Genomic DNA, 16,276 nt, shown 5'->3' with positions numbered 1-16,276 from the left:
CTGGCCGGCGCTCTCAGGCGGGGCCGGTGGCCCAGCCGGTGGTGGTGTGGGTGAGTCCGAGAACGGCAAGGCGGGCCAGGTTGACCGCTGCGGCGAGCATGCTGAAGTCGGCACCGACTTTCCTCCGGCCGCGCATGCGGGCGCGTCGGCCGCCGTGACGGCGGCGCATCAGATGCCCGATCTTGCGTTCCACCTTGGGTCGGGTGGTGCGATAGCCGGCCTTCCAGATCGGGTCGTGTTGTCGTTCGCGACCGGCGACCAGGTAGTTCTCGAAGGCGCCGATGGTGATCGTGCGCCCACCGGCCGCCGTGGTGCACTGCGCGCGCAGCGGGCACTCGGCGCAGACAGCACCGAAATGGGCGGTGCCGGTGTGGCGGCCGGTGCGGGCAGCGATCGTCGCGGTGGCCCCGGCCGGGCAGGTCACCGTCCGGGTATCGAGATCGATCCTGAACCGGTCCTTGGAGAAATGTCCCTTCACCGACGGCGAGGGCTGCACCTTCACTCCGTTGTGAATTCCATTGTCGTCCAACCGTTTCAGCAACTCACCGGCCCCGTAGGCGGAATCGGCGAACACCGCGGCAGCGTCCTCGTCCCCGCCCTCGGCTTCGGCTTCGGCTTCGGCTTCGGCTTCGGCTTCGGCTTCGGCTTCGGCTTCGGCTTCGGCTTCGGCTTCGGCTTCGGCTTCGGCTTCGGCTTCGGAGGGCAGGATGTCGGTGAGCAGTCCGGCGGCCGGGTCGGCATCTCCGGCATTGCCGGCGGTGACCGTGGTGGCGGTGATGATCTCGCTGTCGGGATCGATGGCGATATGGCCTTTGTAGCCGTCGAACCCGCGCGCCGACTCTTGTGCCCGTGGCGGGTTTCGGGATCGACGACCGAGATCACCCGGTCGGGCGCGGTGCCCCGCACAATCACGAATGTTCCCTCGTCGCCAGCGGCGATGTCCTGACCGAGCACGGTGGCCAGCAGTGCCACGGCCTTGCCGAGTTGCTCGCCGACCTCGCGCCCCTCCAACACGGCCAGCATCGCCATTCCCGTCGCGGGCACGGGAATCGATCAACTCCGCGCGGGCGCCCTCATCGTCCCAATCGATGCCCGGCTTCGCCGCGCTGGCGTAGTCGTCACCGCTTCCCACCTGCGCCCGCAACACCGCGGCCAGCTCGGCGCCGGCCACCGCGAGCAGCCCCCGGATCGCCGACCGGACCAAGGTGATGGTGTCCATCGTGGCCACCGCGTCATACAACGGGGTCGAGTCCAGCACCCGGCGCCGGCCCACCAGCCCGGCCTCGCGCGCCACCGCGAGCACCGCATCGAAGATGCGGTCCGGACGGTCCGAACGAGCCAGCCTCGCGCGCATGTCCACCAGCACTGTGTGCACGAATCCCGGGTAGTCGAAATCCAGGCCACCGGCGGCGTACTTCCAGCGGGCGTCGAAGGCGAACCGGTCCACCGCTTCCCGGTCCGACAGGCCCTCGATGCGTTGCAACGCCATCACCACCGCCACGATCATCGGCGGCACGCTGCGCCGCCCGACCTCGGTGAACAGGTCGGCGAACATCTCATCCGGGAACAACCGGACGCATTCCCGATGCAGCACAGCATAAATCGAGTTCTCCGCCACCCGGCCCGCACAGAACTCCACCGTCGACCGCAGCAGATCACCCTGACTCGGCACACGCCCCAACGTCACCGGATCATTCTGCTCGAGACCAGCCCCTCACCGCACGAAAAACACCACTCACCTAGTCACCCTTCCCCCGGGCACGCACTGCAATTAGCTGCGCCATAGTGGAAATCCGTTGTCACAGAAGCAAATCGGTGCGGTAATTCAATAGGAGTTCAATGTATAGGAGAAGCGCCGCAATTTCGGCAACCAGATCAGCAGATCCGACAGATCCGGCAACGTGGTCACCCGGGACACCCGACTCAGGCCGAGATGAATCCGATTCCACTGCGGCACTTGAGCATCCGGTATCGGTCCGACGATCTGATTCGCCCATCCGCTCTCCGAGCGCAGCGGGGCGACATCCGCAACGAATATGCTCCAGTCGGTGCTCGGCACCCGATGGGCCAGTCCGCCGGCGGCGGGCGAGTGCGGATTCGGTGGGGCGTCCAGTATCGCGCCGGCCAGACCCGAACGGGCGGTCGACAGGGCGAGAATGATCACCACGGCCTCGAACTCGCCGGGCCGGCCGTCGAGTCCGAGAAAACGGGAGACCGGAGACAGCGAGCGCGTGGCTCGCACCATGCGGTACAGGTTGAGAAGGCGCTTGGCATCACGCGGCGTCTCGATGAAACAGTCCAACGCGCCGAGCAGAGCCAATTCGGGTTTGGTGAGGGCAAGGGCGCGCTCGGTTTCGGGCTCGACCGGACGCTCGATGTCGTCGACCTGGGAACCCGCTTCGATCAGGATCACGCCGGCCGGTCGGTCGGCCGATTCCACGGGCGGGACCGGCGATGTCGGCGGCAGCGAAAGACCTTGCGGGGCTGAGGAATCGGCGGCCGACCCGGCTGGTTCGGCGAGCCCCTGCAGGAGGTTGGCGAGACCGGTGCTGTCCATCCGCGGTAGCACCAGGGGAATGTTGAGGATCTTCTGAATGTAGTCCTGCGGCGTCCGCCACTGGCCGCCGTCGGCATCGATGTCACCATCGCGGAGCAGTTCCGCATACCGGCCGCGCAGCGATCGCAGCAGCCAGCCCGGGTCGACCCCGACGACAACGACGAACAGATCGAAGGCCAGCAGCAGATGCACCGCCTGCAGCACATCGACGATCTGGTCCGGCGAGCACCGATCGAGATCGTCGATATAGAGCACGATCCGATCGATCGGCCTCCGGGACGAATCCGGATCGGGATCGGCGCGCCACTCGGCCATGAGGTCGACCAGCTGCTGCAGGTCCTTGCGAATGGTGGAGATGAGGCCGAGCTGTCCGGTGTACGAGTCCCCCTGGGCCCGCGCGGCCAGGAAGGAGTACAGCCGCCGCCCCGGTTCCAGCTCGGCGAGTTCGCGGCCGAGCTCACCGACATGGGCCATGACATCATCGAGTTGCGCCTGCGCGACCCGCTCATCGGCCTCGGCCGCACGCAGGCTCCGCAGCTTGTCGGCCAACTCGCGGTTGACCGAGTTCTCGGCCGCCTTGGTCAGCTCGCCGCGCAGCTCCTCCCCGACCGTGCGCAGCCGCTGCAGGCCGGCACGCATCCGGGCCAGCAGATAGGTCAGGCCGCCGAGACCGGTGACGGTGGCCGAGAGCCCGACACCCAACGCGGCGTGGTCCTTGATCCCGGCCACCAGCACCGGGACCAAAACGCCGAGCCCGAGCACCGCGACGGCCGCCGCCAGCGAAAGCCGGCCGATCTTGGTCGTCGCCGCCCGAGTGAGCGTCGCCGCCTCGCTCGCGCTACCCTGCAGTTGGTCGGCAAGCAGTTCGGCCTGCTTCGTAGCGTCGTCGATCCCGAGCGTGCGCCACATACTCGAGATCGTGTCGCGATAGGTCGGCGAATTACGCACTGCCGCAAGCAGGTTCCTCGCCGAGGTTGCCCGTTCTGCGACGGCCTGGTCCACCTCGGTCTGTAAGCGGGCTGCGGTTTCGCGAGCGTGGTTCTTGCGACTCTCGAGCTGGTGGTACTGATGGAGGCGCCCGGCCATATCGGCCCGAATCAGTTCGGCGCGTGGGCGCGATTCCGCCTCGGCACCGGCGAGCTGACGGAAGATCTCGTCGCCGAGGCTGGCCCACAGATTACTGTCCGCGTAATGCCAGGCATTGAAACCGATGTGCACGACCTCGTGGCAGTATCGCGAATCTCCGGACTCGGCCAGCATCCGAATCTGGTCACGCAGCATCGCCATGAAATAGCTCTTGCCCGAACCCCATTCGCCGAACAGCCCGACCGACAGAGGCAGCGGTGTGCTCCGGTCCGCGATCACGGTCGCGAGCATCCCCACATACGGCGCGACATCGAGCCGATCCTGTGCCAGCGGTATGCCCTCGTTCGTATCGACGAGATCTCGCGAGATGCCGCCCGCCAGTTCGGGATCGAACGACGAGGTCGGAGCGGCGGCCGTCCGGGCATATTCTTTCGTGATGACCTCGGCGGTCTTGTCCTCCCGGCACAGGAAGGCCAGCTCTTCCACGACGAGCGAGGAGTGCTGCCGCATCGTCTGGATGGCGGCGGGGACGAGGATACGGGCCACCCTCCGGGCCGGTTCGGTCAACGCACCGGCGGCGAGGAGGGGTATCGCGATCCGGCGCGCGCCGATTGCCACGGCCGCGTCGAGTGCGCTGCGGGTGGCGCTGAGCAGCGACAGGTCCGTGGTCTCGGGGTGGCCGTCGTTGTATTCCCGGGGCGCGACCAGGATCGCATGGGTGAGAACCACATCCGGTCGGTCGGCGGTGGGCAACGCCAGTACGAGCGGCCGTCGCGGGGTGATGGTGTCGAAATCGACCGCGTCCCACGCCCTGTCGTAGAGTTCGGCTCGCAGCGCCTCGCCGAGCTGACCCAGGCTCGACCCCACCGACACCACCATCGCATCGACGTCCAGCGTCCACGGCCGGTTCGTCTGCGCCAGCGAGTAGCCGATGCCGTCGAGTGTGCCGAGCTTGGTCGTCGAGGCGGAGTCCGACATCGTCATCGCGAATCACGCACCGGCGCAACAGCTAGCACGGAGAATCGATCGAACTCGGATACGTTGCATGACTCTCCCCCATGGATGGCGCCGGATCCGGCCCCGGTCTCGTTGCCGGGAGTCTACAACACACCCTCCGGCGACGGGCGCGGCGCGAAGACAGCACGACCGCGAATTATCGTGTCACGCTGGCGATTACCGAGAGACGCCCATGAACCGTTCCGGCCGTTGCACGTTGGCACAGCAGGTGCTGCACCCCAGCCGTAGCTACGGGCCGGGTCGAACCATTGCGCGAACGACATCGCGAGCCGGTCCTGGTCGATCGCGCGGGGCTCACGGGTGACAGCGCGGGCGCCCGACAACATGTACCCCGGGACCGATCAACACGGGCTATACCGGCCCCGAACACCTACGCGGCGACCGCCCGCCGCCGTAACGTCTCCGGCGCCACCGCCCAGCCCCCCGCCGCCAGTACCAGCAGCGCCCCGGTCACCCCGAGGGCGAAGCCGAACGACACCCGCTGGGCGATCGCGCCGACCACCACCGGGCCCAGGACCGTGCCCAGGTCGGCCGCCATCTGGAAGCCGGCCAGCACCGGGCCGCCGCGCGCGTCGGGACCGATCACGTCGGCCAGGACGGCCTGCTGGGCGGGGGTGAACATGCCGGAGCCGATGCCGGCCGCGAACGACAGGGCCAGCAGCCAGAGCACGCTGGGCGACATACCGAGGGCGGTGGTCCCGGCCGCGCACACCAGGGTGCCGACGATGAGGAATGGCTTGCGGCCCAGCCGATCCGAGAGCCGGCCGGCGGCGAACATCACCGAGATGTCGCCCGCCGCGAACATCGTCAGTGCCACCCCGGCCACGCCGGGCGAGGCGTGCAACGCCTCCACCACCAGGAGCGGCACCAGCGCCATCCGCACCCCGTACACGGCCGCGCCGTTGGCGAAGTTGGACCAGAGCACCGCCCGATAGGCGCCGTGCGAGAGGGCCTCGCGCAGGGTCATCACGCGCACCGCCGCGGCGCGCTCGGGCGCGGTCAGGTGGGAGCCACGCAGATTCCAGTAGACGACCGCGCTCGCGACCAGCAACGCGACCGCGTAGATCACGAACGGCATCCGCAGCCCGAATCGCGCAAGCACACCGCCGAGCAGCGGCCCGAGCAGCGAGCCGATGAGAAAGCTCGTCGACCACAGCCCGGACACCCGCCCGCGCTGCCCCGGGGGCGACAACCTGATCACCAATCCCACCGAGGACACCGTGAACATGGTCGACCCGATGCCGCCCAGCGATCGCAGCACGATGAGCTGCCAATAGCTCTGCGCCAGCGCACACGCCCCCGTCGACAGCGCCACCACCAGCAGGCCCACCAGATACACCGAGCGTTCGCCGAGCCGCTGCACCAGACGCCCACTGACCGGCGCGAACAGCAACCGCATCAGCGCGAAGGTGCTGACGATCGCCGATGCGGCGGCCACCCCGACCCCGAAACTGCGCGCGTACTGCGGCAACGCCGGGGCCACCAGCCCGAATCCGAGAGCGATGATGAACGCCGCCCCGATCAGCACCCAGATCTCGACGGGCAGCCGCCCGGCCCTACCGCTCCTCATCGACAACATCCGTCCACGCCCGACCACAACCTCATCCGTACGTCATATTCTTCCCACACCGAACTATCCGCCCGCGCCGCATCGGCCCATACCGGCGCGAACGCCAATCCACGGCTCCGCCACCGAAGCCGTTCAGCCTCCGTCGTCACCGCCCCGTTGACCCGCGGCCCGAGCGCGACATCCACGACACGGACGTCCGTACACCCGGCACGACCCATCCGGATCGGCACATCACCGACCATGGAATAGGTCGAGCCACCCGCCGCGGCCGCCGGCCCCGAATGCACTCGGCGGACCGATGCATTCTCCCCCACCTGGCCGGTCTCCATTCCAGAACATCTCCGCCCGCGGAACAAGGGATCACAGCATGACCACACATGACATCGGCACCCGCGAAGACTGGCGCAAGGCGTACGAGGACCTGCGCGCCCAGGAGAAGGAGCTGACCCGCCGCGCCGACGAATTGGCCCGGCAGCGCCAGGCGCTACCGTGGGTGCCGGTCACCAAGGAGTACCGATTCCAGACCAACGCCGGTGAGAAATCCCTGGCCGAGCTGTTCAACGGCCGGTCCCAGCTGATCATCCGGCACTTCATGCACGGCCCGAAGACCCCCGAGGGCTGCCCCGGCTGCACCTTCGAGACCGACAACCTCGTGGGCGCGGTCCCCCACCTGGCCCATCGCGACGTGACGTTCATCCTGACCTCCCGCTCACCGCTGGCCACCCTGAACGCCTACAAGGAGCACTTCGGCTGGGACATCGACTGGGTATCCATGGGCGACAACGGATTCAACGAGGATTTCTACAAGCTGATGTACACCCCGTCTGCCCACCGCCCGGCCGGTCAGGGCATGCTGGACGTGATGGAGCTGATGGCCCTGAGCTCGTTTGCCTTTGCGGATGGCGTTGTCTACCACACGTATTCAGCGTACGACCGCGGAACCGACGCCCTGAACGCCACCTGGCAACTGCTGGACCGCGCTCCCCTGGGCCGCGGAACGACCTTCGAGGGCTGGCCCCGCAAACGCGACGAATACTGATCCACAGCCGCCGCCTCCACCCGCGCCGACCGCTCAGGGCCCGCACCCGAGTGCCCGGCTCGAGTGCCCGGTAAGTGTGGCGATCCGGGGCACCGGGAAGTTCGGGCAGTCGCACAGTGCATCACACCACCGGAACGGCTACCGGGGCCGCCACATTCGGCGAACAGCCCCGCGAGCGTGACGACTACTACCCCAGCGCCTGCCCGACCACCTCTTCCGCGGCGGCCTGCACCTGCGCCAAATGCTCCGGCCCCTCGAAGGATTCGGCGTAGATCTTGTATTTGTCCTCGGTGCCGGACGGACGTGCGGCGAACCAGGCGTTCTCGGTGCTCACCTTCACCCCGCCAAGCGCGGCGCCGTTGCCGCGGGCGCGGGTCGCGATGGCGGTGATCTCCTCCCCGGCGACCTCGGTCGCGCCGATGTCGTCGGGGGTCAGGGCCGCCAGGCGCGCCTTCTGCTCCGGGGTTGCGGCGGCATCGATGCGCGCGTACGCCGGTGAGCCGTAACGCTTTTCGAGCTCGGCGTAGCGTGCCGAGGGACTCTGCCCGGTGACCGCGGTGATCTCCGCGGCCAGCAGCGCCAGCAGGATGCCGTCCTTGTCGGTGGTCCACACGGTGCCGTCGTGCCGCAGAAACGACGCGCCCGCGCTCTCCTCACCGCCGAAAGCCAGTGAACCACTGAATAATCCGGGCACGAACCACTTGAAGCCGACGGGCACCTCGTGCACCTGCCGCCCCAGCACGCCCACCACCCGGTCGATCATCGCGGAGGTCACCGCGGTCTTGCCGATCTTGGTCAGGGCATCCCACCCCATCCGGTTCGCGATCAGGTATTCGATCGCCACCGCGAGGTAGTGGTTCGGATTCATCAGTCCCGCATCGGGTGTCACGATGCCGTGCCGATCGGCATCGGCATCGTTGCCGGTCGAGATGTCGTAATCGTCCCGGATGGCCACCAGCGAGGCCATGGCGTAGCGCGAGGACGGATCCATGCGGATCTTGCCGTCCGAATCCAGGGTCATGAACCGCCAGGTCGGGTCCACGAACGGGTTGACGACCTCCAGCTCGAGGTCGTAGCGCTGCCCGATCTCCTCCCAGTAGTCGACGCTGGCCCCGCCCATCGGATCCGCGCCCAGCCGGATGCCCGCGCCGCGAATCGCGTCCAGGTTCAGCACATTCGGCAGATCGGCGATGTAGTGGTCGAGATAGTCGTAACGCCGCACAGAGCCCGCGAGCGCGTGTGCCAGGGTGGTGCGATTGACCCCGGCCAGACCGCCGCGTAGCAGCTCGTTGGCGCGCTCGGCGATGGCGTCGGTGGCCACGGTGTCGGCCGGGCCGCCGTGCGGCGGATTGTATTTGAAGCCGCCGTCGCCGGGCGGATTGTGGGAGGGCGTGACCACGATGCCGTCGGCCTGGTGCCGGGTGCCGCCCCGATTGTGGCGCAGCACGGCGTGACTCAGCGCCGGGGTGGGCGTGTAGCGGTCGCGGGCGTCGATGATCGCGGTGACCTCGTTGGCGGCCAGCACCTCGAGCGCGGTGGTCCAGGCGGGCTCGGACAGGGCGTGGGTGTCGCGGGCCAGATAGACCGGGCCGGTGATGCCGCGGGTGGCGCGATATTCCACGATCGCCTGGGTGATGGCCAGGATGTGGGCTTCGTTGAAGGCGGCATCCAGGCTCGACCCGCGATGCCCCGAGGTTCCGAACTGGACCAGCTGCGCGGGCACCGAGGGATCCGGGATGTTGGCGTAGTAGGCCGTCACCAGATGCGGCAGATCCTCCAGATCGGTGGCCCGCGCCGGTCGTCCGGCTCGATCGTGGGCCATGCTGGGTCCTCCCTTCCGTGTTGCCTGTGCCCGGCTGGTCATCAGGATCACGGCCACACCCGCTCTGCCGGGCGTGCGCCGATGCCGGGGTGAGCCCCGCCATGTACACCGGCCGTCGCGCCCAGACCCACTACCGTATCGAACCGCCCGGCGTCCGGACGATCGGCCCGAGACCCTATTTCCAGGGGGGCAGGCTCGGCACCGTCCGCCGTCACGGGCGGCTCCCGGCGCCAGAACTCCAGACCTGCACCGCGGACAGCGCCACGGTGCCCGTATCGAACAGTTCGGCGTTGCCGGAGACGAATTCGCGCAGTAGTTCGGCGTCGTCGACGATCATCACCATGATCGGCAGGTTCTCCGCCAGGTCCAGCAGCCGGGTGGTGTGGATGCGCGAGGTGACGCCGTAACCCTCCATGCCGCGCCACACGCTGGCCCCCGCCAGGCCGGCGTCGCGGGCACGCCGCACGATTTCGTGGTAGCGGGGCCTGCGCTGCCAATGGTCGTCCTCACCCAGCAGCACCGTCAGGCGCGCGGCCGGACGCCAGCGCGGATCGGGCTGCCAGGCATCGGCTTCCGTCACGATCTCCACGACCGGTTCACTCTGTGTCACATCGCACCATCCCTCGCACTACCCCTCGTGCCGTCCATCGTGCCTTCACCCTCGCGAGCGCCACCACCGTTCTTCCCGGGGGTTACCCAACAGCGGCGCCGAACCACGCGGAAACCTCCTACCGCTGTCCGATCATCATCGGATCATGCTAACTGTCAGCGATCCGGCCCCGATCGGTGCGGGCGAATCCGAACGCTCACCGGTGCCGATGCAATCGGAGCGCTGTCGCGATCATCCTGGTCGTTCAGCGCGGCAGCCGGATCCGCGGGATTCGAACTGCTGTAATAACTACGCCCGACGAACTAGCCGATCATTTGCCTGAGCATGCCACGCGGCACCCCGCAGGATCCGAAACCTCCCATCTCGACGCATATGTGCCGTCGATCGATCCGGGGCGGTCCGGGGATCCGACACCCGCAATCGCGCGCACGAACGACGCCGCCCGCCTGCTGTCAGCAGGCGGGCGGCGCTTGTGGACGGCGTTGTCCGGGTGGGGAATTCGGTTGATCAGTGCACGAGCACCGGCTCACCCTCGGCCGGAGCCGGGGCGGTGTTCGGCAGCAGGGCCAGCATGATGGCGGCGCCGGCCAGGAAGATCCCTGCGGCCCACCAGAAGCTGGTGGTGTAGCTCTCGATCAGCGACTGCGCCACGGCCACCGGGGTGGGCCGATGGTTCGAGAGGTAATCCGTGGCCGCCGAGGCCGCGATCGTGCTCAGCAGCGCGGTGCCGATCGAACCACCGACCTGCTGGCTGGTGTTGACCATCGCCGAGGCGATGCCCGCGTCGTCGTGGTGCACGCCGGCGGTCGCGCTCTGGAACGCGGTCGACATCGCGCCACCCAGGCCCAGGCCCAGCAGGATCAGCGGCGGCAGGATGTGCGTGGCGTAGCCGGTGTGCAGACCGATCTGCGTCAGCCAGGCCATGCCCAGGGCGGCGATCAGGAAGCCGCCGCTGACAACGAGTTTCGGCCCGATCTTCGGCAGCAGCAGCGAGGGCACCGTCGTCGAGGAGGCGATCATCGCGGCCACCATCGGCAGGAACGCGACACCGGTCACGATCGGCGAGTAGTGCAGGGTCAGCTGCATGTAGTAGGTGAGGAACAGGAAGATCGCGAACATCCCGATGCCCATCACGAAGATGGTCAGGTAGGCGCCGCCGCGAGTGCGGTCCAGCACGATCCGCAGGGGCAGTAGCGGATTGGCCACCCGCGCCTCGAGCCATGCGAACACGCCCAGCAGCGCGACGCCGCCGATCAGGAACGCCAGCGTCAACCCGTTGCCCCAGCCGTGCTGCTCGGCGTTCGAGAAGCCGTAGACGATGCCGAACAGGGCCGCGGTGACGACCAGGGTGCCCGGGATGTCGAGCTTGGGCCGCTCGGTGGCGACATGCTTGGCCAGCAGCATCATCGCGCCGACCAGCGCGATGGCCGCGAAGATCAGGTTGACATACATCACCCAGCGCCAGTTCGCCCACTCGGTGAGTGCGCCGCCCAGCAGCAGGCCCAGCGCACCGCCGGCACCGGCGACCGCGCCGAAGATGCCGAAGGCCTTGGCCCGCTCGGACGGTTCGGTGAAGGTCACCGTGAGCAGCGAGAGCGCGGCCGGCGCCAGCAGCGCGGCGAAGGCGCCCTGGGCGACGCGGGCCGCCACGAGCATGTCGAATCCGGTTGCCGCGCCGCCGATCGCGGAGGCCGCGGCGAAGCCGACCAGGCCGACGATGAAGGTGGTGCGCCGGCCGAACAGGTCACTCAGGCGACCGCCGAGCAGCAGCAGGCTGCCGAAGGCGAGGGCGTATCCGGTGACGACCCACTGCCGATCGGCGTTCGAGAAGCCCAGATCCCGCTGCGCGGCGGGGAGCGCGATGTTCACCACGGTCGCGTCGAGTATGACCATCAGCTGCGCCACGCCGAGCACGGCGAGCACCCACCAGCGCAGGGCGTGGGAACCACGACGGCCCTGATCGTCGTTCTTGCGATGGGACGCGGTTTTCACCCGCTCCTGGTTCAGATCTAACGAGGTGGTCATGATTTCCCCTGTCGGATGCCGTATGCGGAGGCAGCTCCTCCGCTTCTCATGAAAGCTATCACAATAACGGAGATGCTGTCTCCACTTAATCCCGAATCTTGCTAATATGACGATGTGAACCCCGCCACTACCGCCTCGCCGCCGCGGCGCCTGCGCGCCGACGCCGCCCGCAATCAGCAGCGCATCCTCGATGCCGCGCGCTCCCTTTTCGCTGAGCGCGGGCTCGACGTCACCCTCGACGACGTGGCCGAGGCGGCGGGCGTCGGCGTGGGCACGGTCTACCGGCGGTTCGCGAACAAGCAGGAGCTGATCGCGGAGGTCTTCGATCGCCATGTATCGGAGATGGCCGAGGCTGTCGAGGTGGCCAACGACAACCCGGACCCCTGGGCGGCACTGACGGCGGTCTTCGAATACTCCTGCCAGCACATGGCGGTCAATCGCGGCTTCGGCGAGGTGATGCTCGAAATACCCGATGCCATGGAGCGTTTCGTGTCCGTCCGGGAGCGCATCAAGCCGGCGATCGAGCACCTGATCGACCGCGCGCGCACCGCGGGCGCCCTGCGCGAGGGCATCGCGGCCTCGGATTTCTTCGCGATGGTCAACATGGTGGAATCGGTGGCCTCCTTCGCACGGTCGGTGAATCCGGAGATCTGGCGGCGCTATATGGCGATCGTGCTGGACGGCATCCGCGCGGACTGCATGCCGCGCCAGCCGCTGACGGTCTCGCCGTTCACCGACGAGGAGATCGACCGCGCCAAGGCCGCCTGCTTCGGGGAGCGGCGGAAGTAGCAGTACCGAGTAGCGATCATCACACTCATCCCCTAAAGTTGGACGCATGACCAATTCGTGGGTGAACTGGGCGGGCGAGCAGCGCTGCACCCCGGCCGTGATCGCCGCACCCGAGTCCGCCGACGAGGTGGCCCAGCTGCTCGAGCGGGCCGAGGCCGCCGGGCACACCGTCCGCGTCGCAGGCTCGGGGCACTCCTTCACCGACGCCGTGCTGACCGACGGCACGCTGCTGCAGCTGTCGAGGATGGACCGAATCCTGCACGTCGACCGGGCCTCGGGCCTGGTGCGAGCCGAGGCGGGCGCCACCCTCAACGCGCTCAGCAACGCCCTGCATCCCCTGGGCCTGGCCTTCCCGAATCTCGGGGACATCGACGTGCAGACGATCGCCGGAGCCACCGCCACCGGCACCCACGGCACCGGCGCCCGGCTCCAGAACATCTCCGCCGCACTGCATTCGGTGGAACTGATGCTCGCCGACGGCAGCCGGGTCGAACTCAGCCAGGACAGCGATCCCGAGGGCTGGCGCGCGGCGCGGGTGAACGTGGGCGCGCTCGGCGTGGTTACGGCCGTGACGCTGCAATTGGTGCCCGCATTCGTGCTGGAGGGTATCGAGCGACCGCTGCCGCTCGCCGACGTGCTCGCCGATCTCGACGAATATGCCGACGGCAACGAGCATTTCGAGTTCTACATGTTCGCGCACAGCCCGATCGCGATGACCAAGCGGAACAATCGCACGGAGCTGCCCGCGCAGCCGCGCGGCAAGGCCGCGGACTGGTTCTCCGACATCCTGGTCTCGAACTACACCTTCGACGCGCTGGCCCGGCTGTGCCGCCGTCGGCCGCAGCTGATTCCGTGGGTGCAGCGCGGGGCCGCCTACGCCGGATCCTACCGCCGTCAGGTCGACCGCTCCTATCGAGTCTTCGCCTCGCCCAGGCTGTTTCGCTTTACCGAGATGGAATATGCCCTGCCGCGCGAACATGCGGCCGAGGCCATCCGGGAGATCAAGGAGATCGGCACCCGGTTCGCAACACCGATGCCCACCGAGGTCCGCTTCGTCGCGCCCGACGACGCATTCCTCTCCCCCGCCGGCGGCCGCGAGACCTGCTATATCGCCGTACACCAGTACAGCGGAATGGAATTCGAGCCGTACTTCCGCGCCTGCGAGGCGGTCTTCAACCGCTACCACGGCCGCCCGCACTGGGGTAAGCGGCACTATCAGACCGCCGGCACCCTGCGCGAGCTCTACCCCGACTGGGACCGCTTCCAGGAGGTCCGCCGCCGCCTGGATCCCAAGGGCCGCTTCAGCAATCCATATGCCGACCGGGTGCTGGGGCCGATCGGCTGATCGCCACCCGCGGTTCGGGCCGACCACTGGTTCCGAAACGATCGGTGTATACGCTGGAATCGACTGGCGCACAACGGGTCATGCAAAAGACCCGCCCCAACCACGCAGACCCCCACGCCGACGAGCACCGAACTCGGCGATCACGTGATCTGGCTTCGGCACGCTTGCGCGAATCGGCCGAATTACGCTGTCGGCCTGCCAGTTCGGCGCAGGCGCCAACGGGATCGACCAGTTGTCAGACGCAATTCCATACGCACCGGGAGGGTTTCGAGCTCGAGCGCCTGGCACAGGCGCGGAACCGCATGCGTGCGGATCCGGTCGCGCAGGGCGGCGACGTCGGCGTCGGGGGCCGCCGTCACCACCAGATGCAGGCCGGGTCCGCCGCTCGTGCCCGACAGCCGGGCCGTGGCCGAGCGAACGCCTTCGTAGGCCCCGATATCGGCGGCGACCGGCGCACAGGCGGTTGCGGTGTCCAGCGTCGTGGAATCGCCGGAATCCGTTGCGCGAGCACGCCATCGGACGGTCCGCGGGGTGCGGGGCAGCTGCGCGATCAGCCAGCGCAGACAGCCCAGGCCCGCCAGTCCCGCGCACGCCACGACCGTCCACAGCACCCAGGCCGGGGGCGCGGGCCGGGCCGGTACGACGGCCGCCCGGGCGTCGACCCAGTCCAGGCGGCCGAAGTGCGCCGCCAGCAGGAGCCCACCGACGCACGCCAGCAGGAGTCCGAACGTCGCCAGCAGCGCCCGATTCAGCCGGGCCGGGCGATTGGCCGAGGTCACCGCACGCCCGCCGCGCGCAGCCGGGTGGACACCCGCGACGCCGGGTACGCGCCGATCCGGCCGATCCGCTCCTCGACCGCCGCGCTCACCGCCTCGGCCAGGCTCGCGGTGTGCGCGTATCCTGTCCGAGCTGTCACCCGGATCCGATTGCGGCGCAGGCGTACTCGTGCCGATCGCACGCCCTCCACCGACTGCGCCGCATCCCGCAGTGCGCCGCGCAGGCCGCGGCGGTCCACGCCCGCGGCGAAGTCCTCCGCACCGGTCAGCGGCACCACCACCGCGCGCCCCGGCAGCACCGCCAGGGCCAGCAGCACCAGTCCGGCCAGCGCCGTAGCGGCGCCCGCGATCAGCACCTGCCGATCGTCCCAGCCGATGGTGTGCAGGCCGGCCGCGACGCGGTGGTAGGAGATGAATTCCCGTGCGCCGATGAGCCGCTGGACCAGCGACCACACGACCGCGACGCATATCGCAAGGAGCGCCAGCGCCAGCAGGGCGGCGGGTATCGCACGTCGAGGGCGCCGCCTCACCGGGCCGGCTCCGTCAGCTCAATCACCTCGATATCCAAGCGCCGCACCGCGATACCGCACCGCTGCCGCATCCGCTCCAGCACATGGGCCCGGCATGCGGTGGTCACCTGCCAGATCGGCATCGGATATCGGACCGGCACCTGCACGCGCAACACCGCCGCTCCTCGATCGAGCGCGGCCCGCACCCGCACCTCGGTATCCACCCCGGTGATCTCGCGGGCGGCCGCGGAAACGATCGCGCACACGCCGTCGGCATCGAGGACCGAGTCCGATTGCCGCGCGACGTCCGAATCCACCCCCGGAAATGCCGTATACGCGGCAGCAGGCCTGGCGTTGCGCACCTGGCGCGTCGAGGGGGTCGCCGTGCTCGTCATCACTACCTCCGGATTCGGTATGCGGTTCAAGCACAACTCCCCCGGCAGTAGCCAGACGATAACCGATGGAACCGGATAATTCGATGACACGCGCCGGGCGTGGCCTGCGGAGCCGCCTCAACCGGCCCAGATGGTCGAGCGACCAGGGCAGCAGGTAGGCGCCCAGCGCCGCGCCGATGCGGCTGACCGAAGTGGCCAGGCCCACCGCGGTCGCGCGAATGTGGGTGGGAAACAGCTCCAGCAGCGACCCGCTGACCACAGGTTCGTCCCCCGCCGCCTCGACGAGTTCCTGCGGTTCGACCAGCACGTGCAGGAATTTCTCGATCATCTCCGCGGCCTTGTCGGCGCGGCCGTGCAGCGCCAGCCAGCGCCAGCGGCCGTCACCGAAGAAGGTCAGCATCAGATAGCCGACGACGTACGCCAGCACCGATCCGGCGTACCAGGCCACGATCGCTGCGCTCACGACTCCACCTCGCTAGCGCTCGGCTCCGTCGTGCGCAAGGCGCGCTGTGTTGATGGTTCACTCCGCTTCGCTGCGCTCACGACTCCACCCCCTCGAGATTCCCCGATCGGCGCATCAGCTAACAGTTCGCAAACCATTCTAGTTCACGCTGCACACCGTCGTAGGCAACCCGATGAGCCGGACACCCTCTCGGCCCGGCTCACCATCCGCCCGCCAGCTCCGAGGCGCGCCGTCGTTGCCACCGCTCGCCTCGGCTGATATCCCTGTGCACCA

The 16,276-nt window shown here is 68.5% G+C and carries 12 protein-coding genes; 3 read left to right on the top strand and 9 right to left on the bottom strand.

Features of this window, described 5'->3' with window-relative positions; genetic code table 11:
• Positions 1–13: 13 nt before the first annotated feature.
• The 3 genes from ABH933_RS15880 to ABH933_RS15870 form a co-directional block, all read right to left on the bottom strand.
• Positions 14–1,687: a transposase gene (locus ABH933_RS15880; RefSeq protein WP_429455038.1), complete on the bottom strand. Its 1,674-nt coding sequence runs from the start codon at positions 1,685–1,687 to the stop codon at positions 14–16.
• Between the two features lie 138 nt (positions 1,688–1,825).
• On the bottom strand, positions 1,826–4,627 hold the full coding sequence (locus ABH933_RS15875) for a P-loop NTPase fold protein (protein ID WP_429425260.1): 2,802 nt from the start codon (positions 4,625–4,627) through the stop codon (positions 1,826–1,828).
• 403 nt (positions 4,628–5,030) lie between these two features.
• Positions 5,031–6,230, bottom strand: a complete 1,200-nt coding sequence (locus ABH933_RS15870) for an MFS transporter (RefSeq protein WP_429425262.1) — start codon at positions 6,228–6,230, stop codon at positions 5,031–5,033.
• A 367-nt stretch (positions 6,231–6,597) separates the two neighbouring features.
• Between ABH933_RS15870 and ABH933_RS15865 the strand changes: the two genes are divergently transcribed.
• Entirely contained in the window at positions 6,598–7,269 is a 672-nt protein-coding gene (locus tag ABH933_RS15865; RefSeq protein ID WP_429425264.1) for a DUF899 domain-containing protein, read from the top strand.
• A gap of 187 nt (positions 7,270–7,456) precedes the next feature.
• Here ABH933_RS15865 and pgm read toward each other — a convergent pair whose 3' ends face one another.
• From pgm to ABH933_RS15850, 3 genes are all read right to left on the bottom strand, one after another.
• Positions 7,457–9,091, bottom strand: coding sequence for a phosphoglucomutase (alpha-D-glucose-1,6-bisphosphate-dependent) (gene pgm, locus ABH933_RS15860; protein WP_429425267.1), 1,635 nt, complete (start codon positions 9,089–9,091; stop codon positions 7,457–7,459).
• 211 nt (positions 9,092–9,302) lie between these two features.
• Positions 9,303–9,701, bottom strand: coding sequence for a DUF190 domain-containing protein (locus ABH933_RS15855; protein ID WP_429425269.1), 399 nt, complete (start codon positions 9,699–9,701; stop codon positions 9,303–9,305).
• Between the two features lie 507 nt (positions 9,702–10,208).
• A complete protein-coding gene (locus tag ABH933_RS15850) occupies positions 10,209–11,726 on the bottom strand; it encodes an MFS transporter (RefSeq protein WP_429425271.1) in 1,518 nt (505 codons plus the stop codon).
• A gap of 114 nt (positions 11,727–11,840) precedes the next feature.
• On the opposite strand from ABH933_RS15850, the gene ABH933_RS15845 reads away from it, so the two are divergent.
• Both ABH933_RS15845 and ABH933_RS15840 read left to right on the top strand, forming a co-directional pair.
• The gene (locus ABH933_RS15845; protein ID WP_215922712.1) at positions 11,841–12,515 is read left to right on the top strand and encodes a TetR/AcrR family transcriptional regulator; all 675 of its coding nucleotides are present in this window, start codon (positions 11,841–11,843) and stop codon (positions 12,513–12,515) included.
• A 46-nt stretch (positions 12,516–12,561) separates the two neighbouring features.
• Positions 12,562–13,860 (top strand): D-arabinono-1,4-lactone oxidase, encoded by a 1,299-nt coding sequence (locus ABH933_RS15840; RefSeq protein ID WP_429425274.1) that lies wholly within the window; start codon positions 12,562–12,564, stop codon positions 13,858–13,860.
• Positions 13,861–14,042: 182 nt separating this feature from the next.
• On the opposite strand, the gene ABH933_RS15835 is transcribed toward ABH933_RS15840, so the two are convergent.
• Genes ABH933_RS15835 through ABH933_RS15825 form a run of 3 tightly spaced genes read right to left on the bottom strand, consistent with a single transcriptional unit; the run spans position 14,043 to position 16,003 of the window.
• The gene (locus ABH933_RS15835; RefSeq protein ID WP_429425276.1) at positions 14,043–14,639 is read right to left on the bottom strand and encodes an alkaline shock response membrane anchor protein AmaP; all 597 of its coding nucleotides are present in this window, start codon (positions 14,637–14,639) and stop codon (positions 14,043–14,045) included.
• On the bottom strand, positions 14,636–15,166 hold the full coding sequence (locus ABH933_RS15830; protein WP_429425277.1) for a DUF6286 domain-containing protein: 531 nt from the start codon (positions 15,164–15,166) through the stop codon (positions 14,636–14,638). The genes ABH933_RS15835 and ABH933_RS15830 overlap by 4 nt, the downstream gene beginning before the upstream one ends.
• A gap of 18 nt (positions 15,167–15,184) precedes the next feature.
• Positions 15,185–16,003 (bottom strand): hypothetical protein, encoded by an 819-nt coding sequence (locus tag ABH933_RS15825; protein ID WP_429425619.1) that lies wholly within the window; start codon positions 16,001–16,003, stop codon positions 15,185–15,187.
• Between the last annotated feature and the right edge of the window lie 273 nt (positions 16,004–16,276).

The sequence above is a fragment of the Nocardia sp. GP40 genome, assembly GCF_050434125.1.
GTDB lineage: Bacteria > Actinomycetota > Actinomycetes > Mycobacteriales > Mycobacteriaceae > Nocardia > Nocardia albiluteola.
The sequence above is the reverse complement of the archived record's forward strand: the minus strand, read 5'-3'. Positions and strand labels throughout refer to the sequence as shown.